This window comes from Porphyromonas sp. CAG:1061 (genome assembly GCF_000435035.1).
Lineage (GTDB): Bacteria > Bacteroidota > Bacteroidia > Bacteroidales > Porphyromonadaceae > Porphyromonas_A > Porphyromonas_A somerae.
This window is the reverse complement of the sequence record NZ_HF988942.1, coordinates 290-20,598: the sequence shown is the minus strand read 5'-3', so window position 1 is coordinate 20,598 and position 20,309 is coordinate 290. Positions and strand designations below refer to the sequence as shown.

Here is a 20,309-nt window from a genome sequence, read left to right as displayed (position 1 = left end):
GGTTACTTCTTGCTACGGTTCTTGGCATGGGCGGCACGCTGATGCTCCACTGCATCTAATCGCTTTTGGGCTTTAGCCTCTTTTGCGGTGACTTTCGACTGATCGCCTAGCATCGCCTGCAGTTCAAAGAGTTCATCTCTATACTGAGCGGCAGAGACAAAGTCCAGTACTCGTGCCGCCTCTTCCATCGCTTTACGAGTGGCGGAGATACGCTCCTCCAAAGTCTCCTTAGAGAGATAGTCAAAGCTTCGCTCCGCCACCTTCTGCTGCTCGCTCTGAAGACGGTACTCCATAGTGGCTTTGCTCTCTATGCCACCACGACTTGGCCCAGTAAGGTCTAGGATAGAGGCGCTCTTCTTAACTATCTGCTTCGGAACTATTCCATGCTCCTTATTGAAGGCCAACTGCTTCTGCCGCCTGCGATTAGTCTCGTCAATGGTGAGCTGCATACTCGGGGTCACCTTACTGGCATACATAATCACCATGCCATTGACATTGCGAGCCGCACGTCCGGCAGTCTGAGTAAGCGAACGATGGTTACGCAGAAAGCCCTCCTTATCGGCATCCAGAATAGCCACCAATGAGACCTCAGGCAGGTCCAACCCTTCACGCAGTAGATTGACCCCGACCAACACATCAAAGTCGCCCCGACGAAGCCCCTCCATAATCTCCACCCTACGGATCGTCACCACCTCACTGTGGATATATTCCGTGCGGATGCCCATCTCAGCGAGGTGCTCCGATAGCTCCTCCGCCATACGCTTGGTCAGTGTGGTGACCAACGTCCGCTCATCACGCTCTATCCTTAGACGTATCTCATGCACTAGGTCATCTATCTGATGCTCCTCAGGTCGCACCTCAATGATTGGATCAGGAAGCCCAGTAGGACGGATGATCTGCTCCACAATGGTGCCTCCACTCTCCTCCAGCTCAAACTCAGCCGGTGTAGCACTAACATAAATGGTGCGATGGGTGAGCTCTTGGAACTCCTCGAAGGTCAAAGGACGGTTATCAATAGCAGCGGGCAACCTAAAACCATAGTCAACAAGATTAGTCTTACGGAAGCGGTCGCCAGCATACATACCTCTCACCTGCGGGATAGTGACGTGGCTCTCATCAATGACTAATAAAAAGTCATCAGGAAAATAGTCAAGCAGACAGTAGGGACGCTCTCCAGCCGACCGACCATCGAAGTAGCGGGAGTAATTCTCAATACCATTGCAATAACCGAGCTCCTCCAGCATCGTGATATCGTTGGTCACCCGCTCATAGAGACGAGTTGCCTCCTCCGACCTCCCCTGCTTATGGAAGAACTCAACCTGCAACTCCAGGTCGGCACGGATCATCTCTATCGCATGCTCCGTCTGCTCCTTAGTGGTGACAAATAGATTGGCGGGATAGATTTGCACCGAATCTAGTAGCGAAAGCTCATGCATATCCTTAGGGTCTACACAGCTGATTCGCTCCACCTCATCGCCCCAAAACTCTATACGATAGGCCATCCCTTCATACCCCTCCACCGCAGGGAATATATCTAGCGTATCTCCTTGGTTTCGGAAGGTACCAGGACGGAATTCCGCCCTATCATGAATATAATGAGCATTAACCAACTGCCTGAGGAAGTCATCTCTTGATATCTCTTCTCCCACTTTGATATCAAATCGTTGCGACGCGTAATCACGAGGGTTAGCCATACCATAGATACAACTTACACTCGCCACCACAATCACATCCTTTCGTCCTGAGAGGAGCGAGGCAGTCGTCTTGAGTCGGAGCTTCTCTATCTCGTCATTGATCGACATATCCTTCTCAATGTACATATCGGTACTAGGAAGATAGGCCTCTGGCTGATAGTAGTCGTAATAACTGACAAAGTACTCCACAGCATTGTGAGGAAAAAAACTCTTGAACTCCCCATACAACTGTGCGGCAAGCGTCTTATTGTGGCTCAATACCAGTGTAGGGATACCGAGGTTTTGGATCACGTTGGCAATGGTAAATGTCTTACCCGAACCAGTCACTCCAAGGAGCGTCTGCTTCTTCTGCCCCGAACGAATCCCCTCCGTCAGTTGCTTTATCGCCTCGGGCTGGTCACCCATTGGCTTGAATTTTGATACCAATTGAAAGCTCATCATATCTCTACAAAGGTACTAAATAAATAAAGAGAAAGCTATAGGTTGGATACAAGAATTATAAAGGCCTGCTAGGAGCTCCTAGCAGGCCTTTATATATTACACTATCTAAGTGTAGGAGAATTCTTACTTCTCAGCAGTCATGATAACTACACGGTTCCAAGCATTCTCAGCATAAGGCTGTACAGTGTCACCCTTGTAGTCGATAGTGATTTGGCTAGATGGCACACCATACTCATCGGTAAGGATACGAGCCACCTCGCGAGCACGCTTCTCAGAGAGAGTCATGTTGTAGTTAGAGCTACCAGTCTTAGCATCTGCATAACCGATAACAGTTACAGGGATGTTGTTGCTCTTAACGAACTCAGCAGTGTTGTAGATGTTGATCTTCTGGTTGCGATCTACTCTAGCACTACCGATACGGAAGTAAACTACGTTCTCAGACTTAACCTTAGCCTCAGTTGCTACTACCTCTGGGCACTCTGGGCAACGTACTGGGCGCTTGCTTAGCTCAGCATTCTGTGAGCGTAGAGAGTTGATCTCGCTCTGAAGGTTATTAAGAAGAGCATAGTCCATAGGCTCAACAACATCAAAGTCGCTCTTGCCAAGGTTGAAGTTAAGACCAAGGTCTAGCTTAGCAAGCATGTTGTTTGGACGGTAATAGTGCTCATACATTGGACGGTAGATGTTAGAGAATACTACGCTAGGAGCGAGTACTAGGTCTACAGTCTTGCCAAGGCGGAAGCTTAGGTCAAATCCTACGTGTCCAGAAACAGCGTAGTTGATGTGCTTTAGCCAATCCTTTGCGCTATCCTCCTTTTGCTTGTTAGTCGCATCACAATTAGTAGCTGTTCTAGCAGCCATAACACCCACACCGATGTAAGGTACGAAGCGAACCGTACGGTTAGCGTTGTACACACCGAAGTAGTTAGCTGGGTCAAACATAAAGTCGATGTGAGGAGTCAAAGTATGGAACATATACTCGTGAGTATTGTCGGTCTTAGCAAGGTGCATATCTCTTACCCAAGCCCAATCTACCATCAGACGGCTAGCGAAATAAGGAGTATACCACTTACCGAATCCAATACCTGCCTCATAACCAAGACGCTCTGCAAAGTCCTTTGCCTTGATCTCTTGATTGTAGAAAGAGACACCATAGTTAGCACCACCACGTGCTGAGATAAACCAATTGTCACCAGGGTTTAGCTGAAAAGCTGTATTCTTACCTGGCAGATTGGTTGCGTTTGCTGAGGTCTGAACCTCCTGTGCTGAAGCACTTAGTGCAAATACACTTGCTGCTACAAGTGCGATAACTTTCGTCTTCATAAAAATTACTTTCTAATTGTACAATTCTCTTATATTCTCATTCAATAATCCGATACCTTGTCCTATTCAGACCGCGTTATCGGAGAGCCGACACGAACCTGTGTACGGTGTTTCTCTGACAAAGATAGCAATAACTCTTTAATTTACACAAAAAAACAGCCGTTAATTGTAGGGTAATTCACATTATCCCCCTATTTACACCCATTTTGTAGCCTTCATTCAGCAAAAGCATGGCGATAACCCTCCTTAATATTCCAGTAGCCACGAGTAAAGTCAGGAACCTCCACAGGGGCAGAATTGTGCTCAAGTGATATTGCCGATAGCGGAGAGATGGCACTCCACTCAGCCATATCATAAACATCCATATCCAGTGGCAGGCCATGACGAAGACAATAGATTAGGCGATAGTCCATAATGAAGTCCATACCTCCATGACCACCTATCTCCTTTGCCACCTCCTCCAGCTCTTGATGGATCGGGTGCTTGTACTCCTGCATCATCGCCTCTTGTACCACCTTAGGCAACCAAGAGTGTGCCACTAGGTTTTGGTCAGGTATCGGATTGCTACTTAACGATTCCCCCTTAAGGGCGAGCAGAGGCATTGGGTATTTAGAGGCATACCCTTTAGTACCAGCAATATTGTACTGACGGCTGTAGGGACGAGGGGTAGCTACATCGTGGTGCATCTCAATAGTACGCCCTAGCTCTGTACGAATCAGCGTGACTGTATGCTGCCCATTCTGAAAGTCACTCACCTCCTCGCCTCTATTTGCCTTGAGCCACTCCGGAATACTCCTGGGGGTAGCATCCATGGAGACGAGATAATTCATCTTATCCCCTCTATGTATATTGAGTATCTGGCAAGCAGGCCCCATACCGTGCGTAGGGTAGATATCGCCTCGGTGAGTTTTATTGAAGGCCATTCGCCAATCCCCCTCGTAGGCATTCCAAAAGTCCTCCAGCTGGTGGATATACCCACCCTCAGCATAGACAATATCTCCGAGCAACCCCTTCTGAGCCATATTCAGCACCGTGAGCTCAAAGAAGTCGTAGACACAATTCTCCAGCATCATGCAGTGCTTACGCGTCCGCTCCGAAGTATCGATCAGCGCCCATATATCCTCTAGCGAATGGGCTGCAGGGACTTCTACCGCCACATGCTTTCCTTGCTCCATTGCATAGAGTGCCATCGGCACATGAGTTTGCCAATTGGTTGCTATATATATAAGGTCTAGGTCATCTCGCTCCACCAGCTCACGCCAAGCATCATCGCTACCATAGTACTCGGCTGCCTTAGGCAGCTCATGCCTTGTGAGTATTTCATTGGCTTTCTCCACACGCTCTTGATGGAGGTCACAGAGAGCTACCACCTTGGCTCCTGGAATATAGCAGAAACGATCCACTGCATCTGGACCACGCATTCCAAGTCCAATGACTCCTATACGTACGGTATCCAGTGCAGGGACAAAAAAGCCCACCATATGCTCCTGCCCCTCAGCTCGTAGGGGCACTTCCGTCTTGATAAGTCCGGGAAATGCATCATTACTGCCTGAAGGTCTACACCCAAAGGTAGCGACTACCAAAAGCGGTAGCACAATTATAAACATCAGTTTCTTAGCCATAAGTAAGCGTATAAGTGATAAAATGCTATATTTGCCAAGATAGCAATAATAATCAATACTACGGAATTATAATGGTTCAAATGAATAAAGAAATAGAGATAGAAGTACAGGCGACTGGAGCTCAAAGAGTCTACCCAGTTGGCATCACTCCTATGGAGATATACGAAGCTGAAGGGCTAGAGCTACCCAATAGCCCCATGGGACTTCCCATGCTGGCACTGGTGGATAATAAGCCCACCCCACTTTCACACCCACTCCACCGCCCCTCGTTTGTTGACTTTGTAGGCTATGAGACACCCTACGGACGCCGCACCTACACTAGCACCGTGGCCCTAATCCTCTACAAAGCAGCAGAGGAGCTTGGCTACCCACGGGTAGTGGTAGAGCATGCCCTATCCAATGGCTACTATGGAGTAGTGGGAAGCCGTGAGACGCCCCCATCCCACGAGCTTTTGGAGTCCATCGCCACCAGAATGAAGGAGATCATTGCCCAAGACCTTCCTATCAATACCACCTACCTACGCAGTGAAGAGGCCATCGCTTACTTTATAAGGAAGGGCCGACCAACCACCGCCCAACTCATTGAGTCGCACTGTACCCACTTTGCTAGATTAGAGGAGCTCGATGGCTATATTGACTACATTTTCGAACCTGTATTGCCCTCCACAGGTATGGTGTGGGGCTTTGGTCTCGAAAAATATCGCGATGGTTTCCTACTACGTATGCCCGACCACCTAGCCCCTGAAAGGCTATACGACAAGGTACGCCAGCCTAAGCAATTTGGCGTATTCAAAGATCACCTTTCCCTCCTCAAGTTGATTGGCGTAGAGGATGTGGCACCGCTCAATGAACTGATTCGCCAAGGCAAAGCGAGCCAAGTGATCTCCCTTTCCGAGGCACTTCAAGAAAAGGAAATTGCCTCCATCGCCTCCGAGATAGCAGAGCGGTACGAAAAGGGCGTGCGCGTAGTACTACTCTCAGGACCCTCCTCATCGGGCAAAACCACCACGAGCAAGCGCCTCTCTACTCAGCTCATTGCCAACCTTACATGGCCCTATGCCATCTCGCTCGACGACTACTATATTAATAGGGTCGACACCCCACTAGACGAAGAGGGCAAGTACGACTACGAAAGTCTTTACGCTATAGACCTCCCCAAGCTGAGAGAAGATGTAGCCCTCCTGATGGCGGGTGAAAAGGTACATATCCCCACCTATAACTTCGTTAAAGGAGAGCGCGAATATTTGCCAGGCAAAGAGATGAAGCTAGACAATCACGGCGTCTTAATCATGGAGGGAATCCACGCACTCAATCCTGAGCTACTCCGAGGAATCCCTGAGGAAGCCATCTATCGTGTCTATGTCTCCGCACTTTCTCCCCTCTCCATTGACGACCACAATTGGATCTCCACCAGCGACAATCGACTGATCCGCCGAATGGTTCGTGATATGAAGTTTAGAGGCACCTCCGCCGAAGAAACCATCCTACGGTGGCAAGAGGTACGCCGAGGTGAGGAGCAGTGGATATTCCCTTACCAGGAGAATGCCGATGTGATGTTTAATAGTGGCTTCCTGTACGAGATGCCGGCCCTCAAAGAGCAAGCGGTATCGGCACTTCGCCAAGTATGCGAAAAGAGTCCCGCCTACCCTACCGCCAGCCGCCTTCTCACCTTCCTAGATCTCTTCGAATCGCTCCCTATGGAGTCCACACCCCGCAACTCCCTTCTCCGAGAGTTCCTCGGTGGTAGCACCTATGGTGACTAAGCGACTTTTTAAGGACTATAAAAAAGGTAAGTATAAGTAGACAAAAGTTCGTCTGATAACCAGGTGTATATTTTAGCGGTTTTCGAGTTGCATCTAAGCGATCGGTTAGTTGCAACTAAGCAAATGGTTAGTTGCATCTCAGCAAATGCTTAGTTGCAACTCAACTTTTGCTCTACTAACTAGAGAATATTGCACGCACGATAAAAATAGAGACTGTCACACGAAGCAGATCGCTCACGTGCAACAGTCTCACAATTTGATTTATTGTTTAAAGTCACTGAGATACATTATACACCCTTTGACGAAGGAGCAAAATATCATCGGTATTAGGCTCCTCACCATTGGTCATTAAGTGCATTGGGAACCAATTGTCGGTGGCTCTGTAAGGGGGTTGCTCATAAGGGATTTGATCCCAAAGGTGGAAGTTGAAGCGCTTGTAGAAGTCTATCCTACGAGTAGCAATTTCATTTTCAGGCAGCTCCACCTCAAAGATCACCTTACGCGCACCAATAAGGTCAATCATCTGAGTAAGGGCTTTGGTTCCAAGGCCTCCTCCACGGAGATTGGCATCCATCGCCAGATACTCGATATATACAGTCGTCCCAAAGTCCCAGTAAACAAACATCCCCACCACCTCCTTATCAAGGCATATTGCATACATATTGTAGCACTCATTGTGCTCCAATTGCCACTCAATACTCTCTATCTCTCTACGCTCCTCTTGAGGAAAGGCCGAAATATAAATATCAATCACCCGCTGTAGTTTACTATCATTGGGACTTACTTTTTCAAAGTTCATCATAACCTTCCAAAATCATTCAGATAATAGTACCCCCTTCTTAGCATAATAACGGCAAAAGGGAGCCAAACCACACTTTCCGCACTTAGGGGCACGAGCAAGGCAAGTGTACCGACCGTGCAATATCAGCCAATGGTGCGAAATAGCTCGCTGTTCCTCAGGAATATGACGCACGAGTACCGTCTCTACCTTTAGTGGCGTATTGGCCGTCTGTGGTGCCAGTCCTATCCGCCTAGCCACGCGGTAGACATGCGTATCCACTGCGATACGAGGCTGATCAAAGAGCACACTCAGCACCACATTAGCCGTTTTCCGCCCTACCCCAGGTAGCTTCACCAGCTCCTTCGGGTCGTCGGGAATCACTCCGCCAAACTCTTCCGTAAGCATACGGGCAAGTCCAGCAAGGTGCTTCGCCTTGCTATTGGGGTAAGAGCAAGAGCGGATATAGGGGAAAATATCCTCCTCCGTTGCCAGCGCCATCGCCTCTGGTGTAGGGTACGCCTCAAAGAGATCGGGGGTCACTTGATTCACCCGCTTATCTGTACACTGAGCCGAGAGCACCACTGCCACCAACAATTCAAAAGGGGTACGGTAGTTCAGCTCCGTCTCCGCCACAGGCATATTTTTCTCAAACCATTGGAGTACGCCCTGATACCGCTCAGCAAGTTTCATCGTGCACTCTCAAACTGCTCCAAGAAGCGGAGGTCATTCTCCGAGAATAGTCGTAGGTCACTCACACTGTACTTCAGGTTGGCGATACGCTCCAGCCCCATACCGAGTGCGTAGCCCGAGTACTTGGTGCTATCAATGCCACACGACTCTAGCACGGCACTATCCACCATACCACAGCCTAGGATCTCTACCCAGCCAGAGCCCTTACAGAGGTTACACCCTTTGCCACCACAGATATTACATGAGATATCCATCTCGGCACTAGGCTCGGTAAAGGGGAAGTAGCTAGGACGCAAACGGATCTTGGTCTCCTCGCCAAACATCTCTCTAGCAAAGTGCATCAGCACCTGGCGGAGGTCGGCAAAGCTCACCTTCTCTGCCACATAAAGCGCCTCAATCTGGTGGAAGAAGCAGTGAGCTCGAGCAGAGATCGCCTCGTTGCGATAAACTCTTCCAGGGCAGATGATACGGATAGGAGGCTCGGTCTGCTCCATCACACGGCTCTGCACCGACGAGGTGTGCGTCCTGAGCAAAATCTCAGGGTGGTGAGAGATAAAAAAGGTATCCTGCATATCTCTAGCCGGGTGATCCTCAGGGAAGTTGAGGCTCTCAAACACGTGCCAATCATCCTCTATCTCTGGTCCCTCAGCCACATTAAAGCCCAAGCGACTAAAAATATCAATAATCTGCTCCTTCACTAGGCTCAGAGGGTGGCGTGTACCGAGTGGCAATGGGTAGGCAGTACGCGAGAGATCTATACTCTGTAGCTCCTCGCTATGCTTAGAGGCCTCTATCTCGGCCTTAAATTCCTCAATCTGGCTAGTCACCTTGGTCTTCAGCTCATTAAGTGCCTTGCCTATCTCCCGCTTCTCCTCAGCAGGTACGCTCTTGAAGTCGGCCATCAACTGATTGATCAGCCCCTTCTTGCTCAGATACTTGAGGCGAAGCGCCTCCAGCTCCTCTTCTGTCTTAGGAGCTACCAACTGCTTTACCTCCTCCAGGAGGTTCTGAATCTTATCCTTCATATCTTTATTCATTTACTATATTTCTATTTCTATTCACCACTGGCAATAGTGCCATGGATAGCAAGCCTACGAATCCCGTCCATAGGATCGCCTGGCAAGTGTGCACTATCAGTGCAAAGCTCTGTGCATCGGCACTCTCCACACCATAAGCCATCAGCGTATATATCACCATAAAGTGCCAGCCACCCATGCCCCCTTGCGTAGGGACCAACACCCCCACACTCGCCATCACAAAGCTCAGCAAACCAGCAGAAAAACCTAGCCCTTGGGTAAAGCTAAAAGCCCAAAAGCAGACATAAAACTGCAAGAAGTAGCCGGCCCAAATCCCCACAGTGTAGAGATAAAAGAGTCCCTTATGCGACATCGTCTGTAGCGTTCGCAACCCCTCTATCACGTTTTTGACCAAATGTCGACCTCGCTCACTCCGCTTTACCCACAGCACAAGAGCCACCAGCGAGCCAATCAAAATTGCTATCACCAGATAGAACCAAGGCGAGGTGATGACTTTCCCCCACCACGCAACGATCCTGGGGTTGGCAGTTATGAACTCACTAAAGAAAGGAGCGTTGACCAACAATCCTAGTAGCACCAATACCACCAAAACAATCACATCAAAGATGCGATCCACAAAGAGGGTCCCTAAGAGTCGGCCAAAGCCGATCCCTGAGTAGTGCGACATGGTAGCCACTCTCCATACTTCCCCCACACGTGGCAGTGCCAAGCTGACGCCATAATTGCCATGAGTGGTGAGAATCGAATTGATACAGCTCACCTCGGGATCGAGTGTGCGATTGAGGAGCTGCCAGCGCAACCCCCTAATGGTATTGCCTAGTGTACCGAAGAGACAGCCAAGGAAGATGACACCAAAGCGAGCATCACTCTTCAGTGTTGAGAGCAATGCTTGCATATCCATATGGCGATAAAGCAACCACAGGATCAGCAGTCCGAATGCTAGTGGCAGGACTACTTTGAGTATTCGCTTAAGTCTCCTATTCATCTTCAATGCCTCATCTCCTCATCTGTTTTTGGTATCTTTGCACAAATAGGTAGATACGACTTGGCAAAGTTACCATTTCTACCTCAATAAATAGAATATTCAGAGATGCAAAAGGTACGGGCTAAGAAATCATTGGGTCAGCACTTCCTCCACAATCTTGAGATTGCGGAGCGAATTGCCGATACCCTTGTGCAGTACAATCTGCCCATATTAGAGGTAGGTCCAGGGATGGGAGTGCTCACTCAGTACCTCACCACCAAGTACCCAGCCACTAAGGTGGTAGAGATTGATACCGAGTCAATCGCCTACCTACGTGTAGCCTTTCCCTCACTCATCCCCCATATCATTGAGGCCGACTTCCTCACTCTACCCCTTGATACGGTCTATGATGGTGCCCCCTTTCTGCTCATTGGTAACTACCCCTACAACATTAGCAGCCAGATCTTCTTCCATATGCTTGAATACAGAGAGCACATACCAGCGGCAGCGGGCATGCTCCAAAAGGAGGTGGCAGCACGGCTAGCCAGTGGACCGGGGAGCAAGGAGTACGGCATTCTGAGTGTCCTACTACAAGCATGGTACGATGTAGAGTACCTATTTAGCGTTGCCCCAGGTAATTTCAACCCACCTCCCAAGGTACAGAGTGGAGTGATCCGAATGACCCGCAACCAGCGTACCGAGCTAGGGTGCGACGAGAGATTATTCAAGCAGGTGGTGAAAACGGCATTTAACCAGCGACGTAAGATGCTACGCAATTCACTTAAACCCCTACTCAGTGAGCAGCAACTGCCCGAATCGCACCCTCTTCTCCAAAAGAGACCCGAACAACTAGCGGTAGATGACTTCATCACCCTAACCAACGATATAGCACAACTACTCCAATGATAGAGATGGATAAGAAAGAGGAGCAGCAAATCCTCGACCTCATTGCCAATAGAGACGAGCAGCAGTTAAAAGATCTGGTAACTCAGATGTACCCTGCCGATATTGCAGAGCTACTTGAGGAGCTACCGGCAGAGGATACCCTATTCCTTTACCGACAGCTTCCAGGGTCTCTTGCTGCTGATGCACTGATGGAGATGGATGAGGATGAGCGAAAAGAGGTGCTCAACCTCCTCTCCGATGAGGAGATCGCCGATACCTTCGTCACCCACATGGACACCGACGATGCGGCCGACTTACTTCAGGAGCTAGACGAAGATAAGCAGGAAGCGATTCTCTCGCACGTTGATGATATAGAGCAGGCGGGTGAGATTATCGACCTACTCCGCTACGAGCACGATACCGCCGGTGGTATCATGCGTAAGGAGATGATGGTGGTAAATGAAAATTGGTCTATGCCTCAGTGCATGGAGGAGCTCCGCAAGCAAGCCTCGGAGATGGACGAGGTCTACTACATCTATGTAGTGGATGATGAGGAGCGGCTACAAGGCATCCTCCCTATCAAGAAGGTACTTACCAGCCCCAATGTCTCTAAGATCAAGCATATTATCGTGCACGACCCTGTGATGCTACACGAAAACGACACTACCGAAGAGGTGGTACACGCCTTTGAGCGGTACGACTTAGTGGCGATCCCAGTAGTTGATAGCATCGGTCGCTTGGTAGGAGTGATTACCGTGGACGACGTAGTCGATGAGATGCGCGACTTGCATGAAAAGGATTACCAATTGGCATCCGGTCTTTCGCAAGACGTAGAGAGCTCCGATACCGTTACCCGGCAGATAGGAGCCCGCCTCCCTTGGCTGATGCTTGGCATGGTTGGTGGAGTGCTGAATAGTATGATTCTCGGTAATTACGATGCCGTCTTTGCCTCCGTGCCCGCTGTCTCTCTCTTTATTCCACTAATGGGTGGTACGGGAGGTAACGTGGGGATGCAGTCCTCCGCTATCATCGTGCAGGACCTTGCCGCAGGGTCACTCAAGACGGAAAGGATCGGCAAACTTCTCTCCAAGGAGCTCGCTATCGCAATTATGAATGGTGGCATCCTCAGCTTTATCCTCTTCATCTACAATTACTTCTTCTTGAAGAATATTGTGGTGATGGCCTCCGTCTCTATCAGTATCTTTGTGGTGGTGCTTTTCGCCAATCTCTTTGGCACGGTAGTCCCTCTCGGGCTTAATAAACTCAAGATGGACCCTGCCCGTGCGACTGGCCCTTTCATCACGATTATGAACGACCTGATCGGTATGTTTATTTATATGAATATCACCAACGCCCTATTCTCCTACTTTGGAGGTATGTAAATGAAGCGACTATATCTACTCCTACTGCTCCTACCACTACTCCTCGTAGGGTGTAAAACACAGAAAGCACTCTCCAATAAAGAGTATACCCAGCAGGCCAATAGCCAGGTCTACCAACCTCAGAAGCGACAGTTTAGAGGTGCTTGGATCCCCAATGCATGGCGAGGTGAGTTCCAAGGAAAAAGCACTCAATACATACAGGCAAAGCTGATAGAGCGGCTCGACCTCCTACAGCAGTTAGGAGCCAATGCCGTTATTTTCCAAGTGCGGTCGGAGGCCGATGCGTGGTTTTATAGCCCCTACGAGCCCTGGAGCCGTACCCTCACAGGCCAACAAGGCATAGCCCCACAGCCACTTTGGGATCCCCTCGCCTTTATGGTGGCGGAGTGCCACAAGCGGGGAATGGAGCTACACGCCTGGATCAATCCCTACCGAGCTGCCACCAATATCAGTAATACCCTAGCCCCTCAGCACCCCTACTACCGACACCCCGAGTGGTTTTTCCGCTACGGCCAACAGCTCTTTTTCAATCCCGCTCTTCCCGAGGTGATTCACTACCTCTCGCAAGTGGTCGATGACCTTGTAGAGCGGTACGATATTGATGCCATCCACCTCGACGACTACTTCTACCCCTATCCCATTGCTGGCGAAGTGCTCCCCGATAGAGCCGACTTTGAGCGAAACCCACGAGGCTTCAAAGCGATTGAGGAGTGGCGACGCGATAATGTCAATCAGCTCATACAAGAGCTACACCGCACCATAAAAGCCCGTAAGCCCTATGTCCGCCTAGGCATCAGCCCCTTTGGCATCTACCGTAACCAAAGGAGCCACCCCTCCGGCAGCGCGACCTTTGGACTACAGAATTACGACGACCTCTATGCCGATATCCTACTATGGGACGCCATGGGTTGGGTCGATTACATTGTGCCACAAATCTACTGGGAGATCGGGCACAAGGCGGCCGAATATACTGAGCTGGCACGCTGGTGGAGCCAAAAGATACACCTCGCACACTATTACATAGGGCAAGATGTGAAGCGAAGCCTTGATGCCAACGACCTACACGCCAAGCTCAACATCTCCGCTCAGACGGCTCAGGGCGACATCCTTTGGCCAGCCGACCAGTTATTCACCAATTACAAGGGGATCAATAAGCAGCTGCTCAATACCTATTGGAAGCCCATAGCCCTCATACCCCCTACCCCTTATCCTGCCGACCTTAGGCCATTTGACGAACCAGAGCGAGAGACCTCCCTCATCAAGCAGCAAGGGCTCACCACTCTCTATTGGGAGCCCGATATGCCCTACCCAGCTGGGCTAGAGACCAAGTACTTTGTAGTGTATATGCATCCACGGGGCGAGAAGCTACAGAAGGCGATCAGCGGTGAGCACCTACTCGCTATCACCCAAGACCCCTTCTTTCAACTCCCCCACATCGACGGTCGACACAAAGTCGCCTTCACCATCACCCGCATCAATCGGTACAATCACGAGATCCTCATCGCCCACGGCATCAAAGCCAAAATCTAACCTTACTTCCCCCTTTCGTAGTCATAAATAGATAGCATACAAAAGAACTAGTGGTGCCTTTTTTATTAAATCACCGAAGGAAAGAGCTGCAGCATACCACCGAAAATAGAGTAACCGCGCCATTAGTTTAGATCCCCATTATTGTCTCTGTTCGTGTACAACGGTAAAAACACCCTTAGAGACATGATATACGGATACATCAGAGTCAGTAGCGACAAGCAAACAGTGGAGAATCAACGCTTCGAGATCAACAACTTCTGCGAGCGGCAACAGCTAACTATTGACGATTGGATCGAAGAGACCATCAGCGGCACCAAAAACTATACAAAGCGACAGCTGGGCACTCTCCTCAAGAAGGTGGACAAAGACGACATCATTATCTGCAGTGAGCTATCCCGCCTAGGGCGAAACCTATTTATGATTATGGAGATACTCAATATCTGCATGACTAAGGAATGCCGCGTCTGGACCATCAAAGATAATTACCGATTGGGCGACGACATTCAGAGCAAAGTCCTCGCCTTTGCCTTCGGTCTCTCAGCCGAGATAGAGCGTAACCTCATCAGCCAACGCACCCGAGAAGCACTTGCCCGAAAGAAGGCGGAAGGCGTCATCTTAGGGCGTCCAAAAGGAAGCCGCACAGCACCCGAAAAGCATAAACTCTTTAAGAAGAAAAACCTGATTAGGGAGCTACTCAATGAGGGAATCTCCAAACGAAAGATAGCTAAAATCTGCAAGGTCGACCGCAATACCCTCTCCCGCTACATCAACGAACAGAAGCTGGCGGAACCCTAAAGACTCTCTAGTAGCTCTATAATCTGATTGTATTTGGCTTCGAAAAGTGTCTATAATAAATGGTCTATTTTAATCAATCTCTAGATACAGCAACATGAATAAATCTATCACTATCAACATCTCAATTAAAGTTCCAGCAAAGTGTTCATATTTTCATCTTTATCTTGAAAACAGTAACAATACCAAGCAATACAACTGAAAACTATTGGAATATTTGGTCATTTAGAAAATATTAATTACATTTGGGACAAATTAATGATGCGGTACCTAAAGAAGAAGAACTTAACACCTAATCTTCAATATGAATAGACAAGGAAATAGACCATTTATTATAGACACTTTTCGAAGCCAAATACAATCAGATTATAGAGCTACTAGAGAGGACAATATAACAGATAACTAGATAATAATAGGGTCACTACTATAAATAGAACGACAAGACGCAAACAATAAAAATAACAATTAAAACTAATCAAGAGAAGACTATGAAAAGAAGATTTTGGTTATTAATCGCCCTTTGCACTTGCGTCATAGGAAGTGCACTTGGACAGACCATCACAGTGAAAGGTGTCGTAGTCGACGAAAACAACGACCCAGTGATTAGTGCAACTGTCCGTCTGAAAAACAACCCATCCGTTGGTGCTCTCACCAATCTCAATGGTGCCTTTGAACTTAAGGCAACTAAAGGGGAGCCCATTCTCTTCAGCTATGTAGGCTACCATAATCAAGAGGTGCCAGCAGCGGCTACTATGCGTGTCAAATTAGTTCCCGACAATGAAATTCTAGATGAAGTAGTGGTCACCGCTATGGGTATCTCGAGGCAGAAAAAGTCTATCGGCTACGCTGCACAGGAGATTAAAGCCGAAAAGCTACAGACCACTCGCCAGACCGATCTCAATAATGCCTTGGTTGGCAAGGTCTCTGGTGTGAGGTTTTTAGGTGGTTCAGGCTCCAAGTTCGATGCTGGTAGTGTAGTACTTCGTGGTACTTCATCTCTTACCTCTGCAGTGGGTAATGAGCCTATCTATGTAGTAGATGGAGTGATTACCAATGTCAACTCCGTCAATATGGACGATGTGGAGAGTGTCAATGTGCTCAAGGGGCCTGCTGCCACATCACTTTATGGCTCTAGAGGTGGCAATGGTGCTATCATCATCACCTCCAAGAAGGCTAAGGAAGGTCGTGCCATCTTTGAGATTAGCCACACCTTCACCGCTGAGGTTCCACTATCTCATGCTAAGATTCAAAAGGAATATGGTGGTGGCTACTTAGGTGCCAGCGAGCCACTACCTACTTTTAAGTTTGATCCCGCCACAATGCCCGAGTCATTCAAGCAATTTGAAGGTCGTAGATACTATGACTACAATAATGACTCTAGCTGGGGGCCAAAGTTTGATGGAAAGCCATATATGCCATTCTATGCTTGGGATCCTACCGACCCACGTTTTGGACAGGAGGCACCTTGGACCTTTGGAATGGATATCACCGAACTGTATCGCACAGGTACCAATAATACCACAAACGTTTCATTTGCCAAGGCTGGTGAAGGGTACAATACTAGGATCTCCTTTACCAACGTCCAAAGAAATGGTGTGCAGTACAATTCAGATGCGAAGCGCCACTTCCTCTCCATTTATTCGGGATTCAATGTAAGTCCAAAGCTCACAGTATCTCTGGATTACAAGATGACCTACCGTATGAATCACAATGCAGCGATTGAGGGATTTGGGGAGTTCGGTGAATTCCTACAGTCTTACCTCCAATGGGGTAATACCAACGTAGATATCAATGCACTAAAGGACTACAAGCGCCCCGATGGCACCTTTAGGACTTGGAACATCAATAGTCCAACCGACTTATCACCAGCATTCCACTGGAATCCTTTTGCCCTTCAAAACGAAGTCAATAGGACATCAGAGTATCTTTGGAACGTCTTCAGTGGCAATGTAGAGTACACAATCATTGAAGGGCTAAAGATCGGAACCAATATCAATGGTAATATACGGAGCAGTGTCTACGAGCGTAAGATACCAGCGGGTCTAGGTACCACCGAGGAGTTTGTAACTCAGCAAACCTCCATCAAAGATATGCAGTATCAAGGCTTCCTCTCTTATAGCGATAGGTATTTCCAAGATCGCCTAACCCTAGATGCCATGCTATTTGGAGAGTATCAAACCTATGATTACAAATATGTAGGAGGCTTTACGAGAGATGGTATGTTCCTTAACCGCTTCTGGAATTTAAAAAGTTCAAATGGACTTCCTGGAGGTGAGAACGAACTTATCCAGCAAAAAAACCAAAGTGTATTTGGGACAGCGACCCTAGGGTGGGACGACACCTACTATCTCGACCTTAACCTCCGCAACGACTGGACCTCAACTCTTCACCCAGATTACAATAGTTACCTGTATGGTGGCGCCAGTGCATCCGTGATGCTCAGCAACCTGATCAAAGCACCTTGGCTCAACTTCTGGAAGCTAAGAGCTTCAGCAGCTCAAGTGGGTTCCACGATGAATAGCTACCTCATCAACCCTATTTACGTGGCAGAAACCAAGTACGACGGTCGTACCACTATGCGTACTTCTCGTAACCTATTAGACCCATCAATCAAGCCAACTATCTCTACCTCATACGAAGTAGGTACAGAATTCAGAATGTTTGACAATCGATTCTGGGGTGATATCAATTTCTATAATCGTGACTCACGGAACCAAATCATCAATAAAAACGTTACTCCTGCTAGTGGCTATACCACCCGTAAGATCAATGCTGGACTTATCCGAAATAGAGGTATTGAGATCAGCCTAGGTGGCACTCCTGTAAAGACCAAAGATATCCAATGGGACGTCAACTTCAATATCGCTCGCAACGTCAATACTCTTGTTGAGCTAGAGGCCAATGACCGCGATGACGACTCCTATCAGATTTATTGGACCAAGTTTTACACCCCCATCTCCATCAATGCTATTGAAGGTCGTCCTATTGGTGTTATCAAGGGTAACGACTGGCAAAGAGATGAGAGTGGCAACCTTATTCTTCGTAAGCTAAAGAATGGTATGGTTGCTCCAATCCAAGATAAGGAAGATAAGGAGCTAGGTATCGCTCAGCCAAAGTTTACTGGAGGATTTAACACCTCCCTCAATCTATATGGTTTTGTCATCAGTGCAGCACTAGACTATGCTGTAGGTGGAAATATCGTCTCTTGGACCAACTATTGGGGTAAGGGCTCTGGTATACTTCAAGAGACTGCTGGACTCAATGACAAGGGCAACCCACTCCGCGATCCAGTTGACAAGGGTGGAGGTCTCCATCTCACTGGTGTAGATAAAGATGGTAAGCCAATGGATGGCTATATTGATGCACAGCTTTATTATCAAGATCTAAGTCCTATGACTTGGGCAGACGCTGTTTACGATGCCACCTACGTTAAACTTCGTGAGCTTTCAGTGGGCTACAACTTTGAAAGAAAGCTACTAGACAAGCTAGGTATTGGACTTACTGCAGCACGGATATCTTTCGTAGCTCAAAATCCATGGCTCATCTACTCTGCTACCCCTAACATTGACCCATCTGAAATTAGTGGCTCTACTTATGGTTATGTAGAGGGTGGTCAGTCCATCTCCACACGCTCCTATGGTTTCACAATAGGGCTTACATTCTAGATCTTTAGAGAAATAGGAATAATTTACTAGAAGAGACGACAAATATGAAAACTATAAAATACACACTATTCGCCACCTTGGCACTCATGCTACTTGGTGCTTGTGGTCACTTCGGCGATGTCAATATAGATCCAAATAACCCTAGTACTAGAGATACCCGCTATCTCTTCTCTAGAGCCATGCAAGGCGTCACCTTCCCAGTCTACACTTCGGCACCTGCACCTAGCGTCAATATGTACGACCCATTCTCTCAGCTCTATACCCACTATTTTGCTGAAGCAAAGAACGTGCAGTATACACAGTTTGGGATTAAGGACTTCAATATGACCTTCTACTACACCACCTTCCTAAAGAATCTCAAGAATATCCAAGAGATGAATCTAGATAAGGAGCTAGCCAATTCTGAGACCGTTCTCGGAATGGGAAGTAACAATATCCAGCTAGGTGTAGCTATGACCCTTGAAGCTTTTTACTACATGCATATGACCGATATTGTAGGTATGCTCTATCTTGATGAGGCACTGCTAGGAGACGAGGGTAACTTCACTCCCAAGTTTGACACCCAAGAGCATATCTATGAGGCCCTTGACAAAAAGCTCAACGAAGCCTATGCACTACTCTCACAGGGAGGCTCTATTGATGGATACTTTGATATCTTATATGGTGGCAATATTGACAATTGGAAGAAGCTTAATGCCTCTATCCGTATGATGATGGCAATTAAGCTATCCGACGTAGCTCCCGAGGTAGGTAAGGCTCGCTTTGCAAAAGCCTATGCCGATGGCGGTATCACCACCAATGATGCCAACCTATGCTACCAGTATACGCTGGAAAATGACAATATGAACCCCATCTACAGCAACTACTATGTCTCTAATCGTAAGGACTTCTATCCCTCTGCAACACTAGTAGATAAGTTTGTAGAGCTTAAGGATGCACGTGTCTACACGTATGCTGCTCCTACAGCTACCTATGAACTATTTGCAGTACCATTTGGTACCCCTAGAGCTGAGATCGGCGAATATACTGGTAAGGTGTGCGAGCTTCACCCATTTATCACAGCCAAAAACTCTAAAATTACCATTATCTCTGCCACCCGTATGCTTCTTATTGAAGCGGAAGCGGCTGTGCGTGGTTGGATCGCAGCTGATGCAGAGGCTCTTTACAATAAAGCCATTGTACTCTCTTATAATAACAAACGGGTCAATGAGGCGGTAGACCTCCTTAAGGCTGAAAAGACTCCAGCTGGGATATCCGCCTTTGACAAGATGCAAGGAGAGTATCAACTGCTAGTAGATCCAAATGAGTACCTTGCACAAGATGCCATTAAGCTACAAGGCTCTCAGCAAGAAAAGATCAATAAGATTGCACTACAGAGATGGCTCTCAGGATTTAATGAGAATGGCATTGAAGCCTGGAGTGATTGGAGACGTCTCAATTATCCAAAGCTAGGTGTAGGGGAAGCAGGCAAGCTCAATGCTTCACATATCCCTTACCGCCGCTACTATTACCTCAACGACTATGAGGTGAATAGAGATAATTATGATGCAGCGATTAAGCTTCAAGGACCCGATAACTTTGATACCAGATTATGGTGGGACGTTGCAGATAACGACTAATACACAGCTAAAGGACAGTTCTAGCAACCATTTTTCGTACCATTTCGATGACTGCTAGAGATTGTTAATTGTTTATTTATTAGCACCAGAGGCCACTCTATCGATAGGGATAGGGTGGCCT

14 protein-coding genes are annotated in these 20,309 nt (G+C 47.9%); 7 read left to right on the top strand and 7 right to left on the bottom strand.

The annotated features are described in order from the left end of the window. Positions 1 to 2: 2 nt before the first annotated feature. The 3 genes from uvrB to QVO39_RS07870 form a co-directional block, all read right to left on the bottom strand. Entirely contained in the window at positions 3 to 2,132 is a 2,130-nt protein-coding gene (gene uvrB / locus QVO39_RS07880; RefSeq protein ID WP_288171936.1) for an excinuclease ABC subunit UvrB, read from the bottom strand. Between the two features lie 126 nt (positions 2,133 to 2,258). Continuing rightward, positions 2,259 to 3,458: an OmpA family protein gene (locus QVO39_RS07875; RefSeq protein WP_021903707.1), complete on the bottom strand. Its 1,200-nt coding sequence runs from the start codon at positions 3,456 to 3,458 to the stop codon at positions 2,259 to 2,261. A 215-nt stretch (positions 3,459 to 3,673) separates the two neighbouring features. After that, positions 3,674 to 5,080, bottom strand: coding sequence for a Gfo/Idh/MocA family oxidoreductase (locus tag QVO39_RS07870; protein ID WP_500576631.1), 1,407 nt, complete (start codon positions 5,078 to 5,080; stop codon positions 3,674 to 3,676). Positions 5,081 to 5,160: 80 nt separating this feature from the next. Here QVO39_RS07870 and QVO39_RS07865 point away from each other — a divergent pair, with 80 nt between their 5' ends. Continuing rightward, positions 5,161 to 6,843 carry a nucleoside kinase gene (locus tag QVO39_RS07865; protein ID WP_021903705.1) on the top strand — a complete coding sequence of 561 codons (1,683 nt, stop codon included), beginning with the start codon at positions 5,161 to 5,163 and terminating at the stop codon, positions 6,841 to 6,843. Between the two features lie 274 nt (positions 6,844 to 7,117). Here QVO39_RS07865 and QVO39_RS07860 read toward each other — a convergent pair whose 3' ends face one another. From QVO39_RS07860 to QVO39_RS07845, 4 genes are read right to left on the bottom strand one after another with little or no spacing between them, the layout of a single operon-like run. Beyond that, a complete protein-coding gene (locus QVO39_RS07860) occupies positions 7,118 to 7,645 on the bottom strand; it encodes a GNAT family N-acetyltransferase (RefSeq protein ID WP_021903704.1) in 528 nt (175 codons plus the stop codon). A gap of 12 nt (positions 7,646 to 7,657) precedes the next feature. Further along, entirely contained in the window at positions 7,658 to 8,314 is a 657-nt protein-coding gene (gene nth, locus QVO39_RS07855; protein WP_021903703.1) for an endonuclease III, read from the bottom strand. Further along, positions 8,311 to 9,339 carry a phenylalanine--tRNA ligase subunit alpha gene (pheS, locus tag QVO39_RS07850; protein WP_021903702.1) on the bottom strand — a complete coding sequence of 343 codons (1,029 nt, stop codon included), beginning with the start codon at positions 9,337 to 9,339 and terminating at the stop codon, positions 8,311 to 8,313. Before pheS ends, nth begins: the two co-directional genes overlap by 4 nt. Before the next feature lie 4 nt (positions 9,340 to 9,343). Further along, entirely contained in the window at positions 9,344 to 10,336 is a 993-nt protein-coding gene (locus tag QVO39_RS07845; RefSeq protein ID WP_021903701.1) for a lysylphosphatidylglycerol synthase transmembrane domain-containing protein, read from the bottom strand. Positions 10,337 to 10,441: 105 nt separating this feature from the next. Between QVO39_RS07845 and rsmA the strand changes: the two genes are divergently transcribed. The 6 genes from rsmA (at position 10,442) to QVO39_RS07815 (ending at position 20,188) form a co-directional block, all read left to right on the top strand. Further along, entirely contained in the window at positions 10,442 to 11,221 is a 780-nt protein-coding gene (gene rsmA, locus QVO39_RS07840) for a 16S rRNA (adenine(1518)-N(6)/adenine(1519)-N(6))-dimethyltransferase RsmA (protein ID WP_021903700.1), read from the top strand. Then, on the top strand, positions 11,218 to 12,582 hold the full coding sequence (mgtE, locus tag QVO39_RS07835; protein ID WP_018028520.1) for a magnesium transporter: 1,365 nt from the start codon (positions 11,218 to 11,220) through the stop codon (positions 12,580 to 12,582). The genes rsmA and mgtE overlap by 4 nt, the downstream gene beginning before the upstream one ends. Beyond that, on the top strand, positions 12,583 to 14,112 hold the full coding sequence (locus tag QVO39_RS07830; RefSeq protein ID WP_021903699.1) for a glycoside hydrolase family 10-like protein: 1,530 nt from the start codon (positions 12,583 to 12,585) through the stop codon (positions 14,110 to 14,112). 183 nt (positions 14,113 to 14,295) lie between these two features. Then, positions 14,296 to 14,907, top strand: a complete 612-nt coding sequence (locus tag QVO39_RS07825; protein WP_021903698.1) for a master DNA invertase Mpi family serine-type recombinase — start codon at positions 14,296 to 14,298, stop codon at positions 14,905 to 14,907. A gap of 485 nt (positions 14,908 to 15,392) precedes the next feature. After that, positions 15,393 to 18,569 (top strand): SusC/RagA family TonB-linked outer membrane protein, encoded by a 3,177-nt coding sequence (locus tag QVO39_RS07820; protein WP_021903697.1) that lies wholly within the window; start codon positions 15,393 to 15,395, stop codon positions 18,567 to 18,569. 44 nt (positions 18,570 to 18,613) lie between these two features. Continuing rightward, complete coding sequence (locus tag QVO39_RS07815) at positions 18,614 to 20,188, top strand: SusD/RagB family nutrient-binding outer membrane lipoprotein (RefSeq protein ID WP_021903696.1); 1,575 nt, start codon at positions 18,614 to 18,616, stop codon at positions 20,186 to 20,188. The last annotated feature ends 121 nt before the right edge of the window (positions 20,189 to 20,309 follow it).